At 62.5% G+C, this 6,061-nt stretch carries 6 protein-coding genes; 5 read left to right on the top strand and 1 reads right to left on the bottom strand.

Going from position 1 to position 6,061, the window contains the following annotated elements:
- Window positions 1-153: 153 nt before the first annotated feature.
- Window positions 154-696: a hypothetical protein gene (locus HMPREF2736_RS03530; RefSeq protein WP_070828903.1), complete on the bottom strand. Its 543-nt coding sequence runs from the start codon at window positions 694-696 to the stop codon at window positions 154-156.
- Window positions 697-942: 246 nt separating this feature from the next.
- Between HMPREF2736_RS03530 and HMPREF2736_RS03525 the strand changes: the two genes are divergently transcribed.
- The 5 genes from HMPREF2736_RS03525 to HMPREF2736_RS03505 form a co-directional block, all read left to right on the top strand.
- Entirely contained in the window at window positions 943-2,760 is a 1,818-nt protein-coding gene (locus tag HMPREF2736_RS03525) for an HtaA domain-containing protein (RefSeq protein ID WP_070828902.1), read from the top strand.
- A 15-nt stretch (window positions 2,761-2,775) separates the two neighbouring features.
- Window positions 2,776-3,879, top strand: coding sequence for a heme/hemin ABC transporter substrate-binding protein (locus tag HMPREF2736_RS03520; RefSeq protein ID WP_070452404.1), 1,104 nt, complete (start codon window positions 2,776-2,778; stop codon window positions 3,877-3,879).
- A complete protein-coding gene (locus HMPREF2736_RS03515; protein ID WP_070452407.1) occupies window positions 3,872-4,915 on the top strand; it encodes a FecCD family ABC transporter permease in 1,044 nt (347 codons plus the stop codon). Before HMPREF2736_RS03520 ends, HMPREF2736_RS03515 begins: the two co-directional genes overlap by 8 nt.
- A gap of 1 nt (window position 4,916) precedes the next feature.
- A complete protein-coding gene (locus tag HMPREF2736_RS03510) occupies window positions 4,917-5,732 on the top strand; it encodes a heme ABC transporter ATP-binding protein (RefSeq protein WP_070452410.1) in 816 nt (271 codons plus the stop codon).
- Between the two features lie 10 nt (window positions 5,733-5,742).
- On the top strand, window positions 5,743-6,061 hold a 319-nt coding region (locus tag HMPREF2736_RS03505; protein WP_210384510.1), incomplete at its 3' end, for an HtaA domain-containing protein.

Here is a 6,061-nt window from a genome sequence, read left to right as displayed (position 1 = left end):
GCGAGACGTTCATCGCCGAAAACGGCGCGGTGGTCTTCCATAACGGCGAGGTGATCTCCACAACGCCACTTGACGACGACGCCGCGCGCGAGGAAGCGTTGCGCTGGAACTGGCGCACCTCGACCGAAGCAGTGGTCGAGGTGTACGAGCAGGCTATTGCTCGACGCGGCTGAACGTTGCAGTCTCCTCCACATCGCGGGGGGCATCTAAAGAGTCGTCTTCGTACTCGTAGCCAAGAATCTCCGGCTGCCGGGACGGGTGGATCCCGGGGACGAACCACATGATCACTGCTGCGGCTACGCCGCACACCCCCGCGGCAAGAAGGCTGAACTTCGCTGGCACGAGTAGCAGCGCGAGAACGGCGACGATCGCGATAGCCGCCCAGGTCACACCGATCACCGTCGCAGGCTCGTATTGGTGTGACACGTCCTTTTCAGCCCAAGGCACCTGCGGGAACCGCGCGCGAGCTTCGTTTCGGGTGCGCCGGTCGGCGCGCTGCGTTGGCATCACCGTCGCCACCAGCACCAAAAACAGGCCCACACCGGCGATGATGAGGTCGCCTGCCGCGACGCCGAAGAACAACACGCCGGAGCTCAAGGACACCGCCACTCGCTCCCAGGTTGACGGCGGCAATGGCGTTCCCGGATCAACGTCGGGGTAGAGCATGGCAAACGATGCATCGATCTTGTCCCGCATGGGTTTTCCCTTCCTACTTGCGTTTTAAACTAAGCCATGGCTAAATTAGTGTAGCCTAAGCTTGGTAGAATTCTAGAGGGAGTCGACAGGATGCGGAAAGCTAGCAAACAACGGGCTAACAGAATTGCGGCCCTCACCATCTCTGGGGCGCTGCTTACTGCCGGTGGGGCCATCGGCTTTCCACTCATTGCGGCCCCCGAAGCCACGGCGCAGGCCGCCAGCAACCGGACCGTGCAATCCGGGCAAATGCAGTGGTCAATCCGCGACTCCTTCATGAAGTACATCATGGGCCCCGTTGCCAAGGGTGAGGTGCAGACCTCCGGCGGGATCACGCTCGCTAACGGCGTATTCACCATCCCAGTTGCCAACTCGAACATTACGGGGGCGAATGCGGGCACCATTGCATTTGACGGCGGGATCCGGTTCTATGGCCACAAAGGGACGCTTGACATCAAGCTCACCAACATGAAACTGGTGATCAACGGCACCAGCGGTGAGATTCGAGTGGATTATGAGAGCCGCGAGAACACCGGCGTGCCAGGCAACATCGGCCCATTGTTCACAGGCAAGGAGGCGGTCTTAGCCACCGTCGCTTTCTCAGCCGCTCCCGATTTCTCGCAAGACACCGTCACCCTCACCGGTGACACCAAGGTGTCTACCGAAGGTGCAAGCAAGGTATTCGCGGATTTCTACCCTGCTGGTGAGCCCCTTTCCCCGCTCAACCTCAGCCTTAAGATGGGGGCGGGCTCCGGCGCACCCTCGGGGACCAGTGGAAACTCAGGTAGTGGTGGTGCCGCCACACGCTCCAACGCCACCGAGGGCGCAGCCAAACTGCTCGGCCAAGTCAACGACACTCTCATTGAAGTCAACGGGCTGATCACCAACACTGAAAATCTCATGGACAACTCCGGCCAGTTCCACGACCGGGTGTGGGGTACCAGCGCTGCCACGTCTGCTGAAGCTCCTCCGACAGGTGCTGGTGCGGCTGGCACTGGTACCGGCGGCGTTGCTGCAGCGCCCAACAGCAGAGGATTCTCCACCGCTGACGCGGCCGATGGCGGTAGCGGCGGCGGAGGTGGCATCGCAGGCCCATCGGGTGGTGCCGCCCCGAGCCGAGCAGCCAGCTCTGGGCAGTCTGGAGCTGGAGCTGGAGCTGCACCCGCAGCCCAGGCCGTATCCAACGACATCTGCACTGCCCCCGCCTCGAAGGGCGTGACCAGCGGCGACTTCGCGTGGGGTGTACGTTCCACGTTCCGCGCGTACATCCAGGGCCAGATTGCCAAGGGTGGCTGGAACCTTTCCAACAACGTCGCGTATTCCGACGGCCAATACCGCTTCAAGGCGCAAGGCGGAGCCGTGAATCCGCAGACCAAGGAAGGCACGATCCTCTTCCCTGGAACCATTGAGTTCTACGGCCACAAGGGCATTCTTGAAACCCGCTTCTCCAACATCGAGGTGCAATTCAAGGGCAACGCGGGATTGCTTGTCATGGATGTCACGTCGAACGATGTCGAAGGCAACCCCGGCGACTACGGCCGCGTCGCCATGGCCAATCTCACGTTCACGTCGCTGGACGTCTCCGATTCCGCAGTTTCCGGTTCAGCAACCACCACGCTGACACCAGTTGGAGCCGAGGCGTTCGCCAACTTCTACCCCGCAGGCGACCCGCTGGACCCGATCAATTTCACCGCGAGTCTCAGCGGCGCCCCGAACTGTGCCCAAGGGCAGGGAGGAGCAACAAAAGGCGACGCGCAGGGCAAGTCCAGCTCCACCGATGCCGCTGCGGCACTGCGTGCTGACGGTGTCGGTGTGGACGGGACAGGCCCGGGCGCAGCGTCCTCCACCGCCGCAGCACAAAGCATGGGCGACAACGCTTCGCTCGGTGGATTCAAGGAGCAGACCGGGGATGGCGAAGACCAGTTCCGGATCAAGTCTTCCGGGGCCTCGCCGTCCGGTCTCAACCTCGACGGCAACAGCGTGCCGTCGGTACTTGCCTTGCTCGCGTCACTGGTTATCGGCGGCGGCAGCATTATCAACTTCGGCCGCAAGGCCCCGAGCGTCTAAGGAGATCCCACCCTAATGAGGAGACTAGTAGCCACCGTCCTCGTCTGCATGCTCGCCTTAACCGGTTGTGCAAGCTGGGACGGCACATCGAGTGTGAACGCTGAGCTCGCGAGCGAGTTACGCACGGAAGCGGGCCAAGTCGATCCGCGCGCGGCGCAGGGTGTGAAGACCGTGCCTTCGCTTGACGACGTTGCCCCTGTGGCTACCAACCCAACACCAGCCCTCCCTGTTTCGCTGGTAGACGCGAAAGGCTTCGACGTTGAGGTAACCGATGTCTCCCGCATCCTGGCGCTCGACCTGTACGGCACCTACACCAAGACCCTGACTGGTCTGGGGCTCAACGAGAACATCGTAGGCAGAACGGTGTCGAGCACGGAACCCTCCTTGGCTGACCGCCCAGTGGTCACCGTGGGTGGCCACAACCTCAACGCCGAGGCCATCTTGGAGCTGAACCCAACACTGGTGATTGTGGATGAGTCCGTCGGCCCGCCAGAGGTGATTGAGCAAATCCGCAACGCAGGTATCACCACGGTGATGATGAACCCCAAGCGTTCGCTGGAGACCATCGGCGACGATATCCGCCTGGTGGCTTCGGTGGTTGGTTTGCCCGAGGAGGGCGAGAAGCTCGCCGAACGCAGCATGCGCGAGGTTGAAGAGGCGCTTGCCGTGATCGATGAGATCAAGCCTGCTGAGCCGCTGCGCATGGCGTTTCTGTACCTTCGTGGCACCGGTGGCATCTTCTACATCATTGGCGAGGACTACGGATCTACCAGCCTGATCAATGCCCTAGGCGGTCGCGACATGGCGGCCGAGGCCGGCATCACCGATCTGAAGCCGGCCAGCCCCGAAGCGCTCGCTGAGCTCAACCCCGAGATGTTTGTACTGATGACGAAGGGCCTCGAGTCCACCGGCGGCATGGAAGGGCTACTCCAGCGACCGGGTGTCGTGCAGACAATCGCCGGGCAGAATCAACGCGCGATCACGATGAATGACGGCGACTCCCTCGCCTTCGGCCCCCAAACTGGAGAGCTCCTCTTGCGCGCCGCGAAACTGCTGTACGGCGAAGGTGCCAACACCGGCTCGGTGGACACAAAGAGCGGGCAGCGCACGAATGGCTAACTACGTAGACCAGGTGTTCGCGCAGCGACACCGGCGCCGCATCGCGCTGTTCATCGGACTCGTCGTGCTGCTTGCGGTGACGTTCGTCGTGTCGCTAAGCGTCGGCCAATACACCGTCCACCTCGGGGACCTGCCGCGGATTCTCGCTCGCGGCCCCTTCGGCGTTGACGGCATGGATGCCTCTGTCATTTGGCAGGTGCGTATCCCCCGGCTGATCTTGGGCATTCTTGTCGGCGCTGCGCTCGGCGTGGGGGGCGCGCTCATGCAAGCTGTCTTCGCCAACCCGCTGGCTGAGCCCTCAGTGATGGGTGTGACCTCGGGTGCCGGCGTCGGTGCAGCGATTTTCATCGTCAGCGGGGCGAGCTTCGCAGGCACCATGACCATCCCAATCGGCGCATTTGTCGCCGGCTTAGCCACGACGCTATTGGTGTGGGCGTTGGCGAGGCACCGCGGTAAGACCGCGGTTGTCAACTTGATCTTGGTGGGCATCGCGGTAAACGCCGTCGCTGGCGCAACCATTTCATTCCTGCTGTTCCTCGCACCCTCGACTGCGCGTGAGCAGATCATTTTCTGGCAGATGGGCACCCTCGCCGGTGCACAGTGGAAGCACGTCACCCCCGTCGCCTGCATTGCGGCATTCGGAATTGTGTGCGCGCTGTTCCTCGGCCGGAAGCTCGATCTGCTGGCGCTCGGAGAAGGCGCCGCATCGCACGTTGGTGTCAACGTACAGCGGTTGCGAACAATCAGCGTGCTCCTGGCGACGCTACTGAGCGCAGGCGCAGTGTCCTACGCAGGACTCATCGGCTTCGTCGGTTTGGTGATTCCCCACATCATCCGCACTGCTGTTGGACCGTCGAATAGCGTGCTCATCCCGGCATCAGCACTCGGCGGCGCGGCGCTGATCGCGGTTGCAGACGTGGTGGCGCGCAACCTCATCGCGTACGCGGATATGCCCATCGGCATCTTCACCGCGCTCGTCGGCGGGCCGACGTTCTTCATTCTACTTCGTCAAATGATGCGCAAGGGGGTGCACTGACATGAGCGTTGAGGCGCACAACATGACCGTCCGCATCGGCGACGCCGAGTTGCTTTCCGACGTTTCTTTTCACGCCGCACCTGGCACCGTCACCGGCCTCATCGGCCCGAACGGCGCAGGTAAGTCGACGCTGCTCGCCTCACTCTCTGGAGACATCCCCGTTGCCTCGGGCGTGCTGCAGATCGACGGTGTTGAGCCGCGGCATGCCAAGCCAAAAGCGATGGCCAGGAAGCGCGCTGTCATGTTGCAGGACGTGTCCGTCACCTTCTCATTCCTCGTCCGCGATGTCGTGGCGATGGGACGTTCGCCGTGGGAAGGCACGAGCAGCCCGGAGGAGGACAACGCGATTATCGATGCCGCCCTCGAGGCCACCGGGGTTTCCCACCTTGCCGGCCGTGAAGTCGTGACACTCTCCGGCGGCGAGCGCGCCCGCGTGGCCATGTCGCGTGTCCTCGCGCAGACCACCCCGGTGGTGTTCTTCGATGAGCCAACAGCGGCCATGGATGTTAAGCACCAAGAGCGTGCCCTTGGACTCATCCGGCAGGCGGCGCGTAGCGGGAGCACCGTCGTGGTGGTGCTGCACGATCTCAACGCAGCGGCCAATTATTGCGACCAAGTGACCTGTCTCAACCGAGGTCGCGTGGCCGCCAGCGGCCCTATTGACCAGGTGTTTACCAGCGAGACCCTGTCTGCAGTATACGAGTATCCCCTCGAGGTCCGCCGGCATGGGGAATCGATCCACGTATCCCCCACGCGCACTGACACCAACGCCCTCGGCTCGCACACGCGCAACCTCCTCTTCCCCGACCGCACCTAAGGAGATCCACATGTTCCCGACCCGTAAATCTGCCGCTGCGGCGACGTTTCTGCTTGCAGCGGGTGTCGTCGTCGCCCCGTCTGCACACGCGGCGAGCGTTCCCGCTATTGAGACCGCGAGCCTGAGCTGGAATCTGAAACGAACGTTCTCCAACTACATCACCGGCCCAATTGCAAAGGGCAAAATCGAGGTTGCTTCCCCCGCGACTATCAAGCACTTCGGCGGCTTTGTGGAGCACAATCCGCCGTCCCAACGCTTTCAGCCTGACGACGCCTCATTGAAGTACGACTTCGCCTTCAACCCGGCCAACTCGAAGTTGGACGCCAATG

It is taken from the genome of Corynebacterium sp. HMSC036E10, from assembly GCF_001836265.1.
Classification (GTDB): Bacteria; Actinomycetota; Actinomycetes; order Mycobacteriales; family Mycobacteriaceae; genus Corynebacterium; species Corynebacterium coyleae.
This window is presented reverse-complemented; position numbering and strand designations above follow the sequence as displayed.

Excerpts from the sequence above, each read along its gene's own strand:
- HMPREF2736_RS03520 (WP_070452404.1), top strand. The coding sequence starts at position 2,776 with ATGAGGAGACTAGTAGCCACCGTCCTCGTCTGCATGCTCGCCTTAACC.
- HMPREF2736_RS03525 (WP_070828902.1), top strand. The coding sequence starts at position 943 with ATGCAGTGGTCAATCCGCGACTCCTTCATGAAGTACATCATGGGCCCC.
- HMPREF2736_RS03530 (WP_070828903.1), bottom strand. The coding sequence starts at position 696 with ATGCGGGACAAGATCGATGCATCGTTTGCCATGCTCTACCCCGACGTT.
- HMPREF2736_RS03510 (WP_070452410.1), top strand. The coding sequence starts at position 4,917 with ATGAGCGTTGAGGCGCACAACATGACCGTCCGCATCGGCGACGCCGAG.
- HMPREF2736_RS03515 (WP_070452407.1), top strand. The coding sequence starts at position 3,872 with ATGGCTAACTACGTAGACCAGGTGTTCGCGCAGCGACACCGGCGCCGC.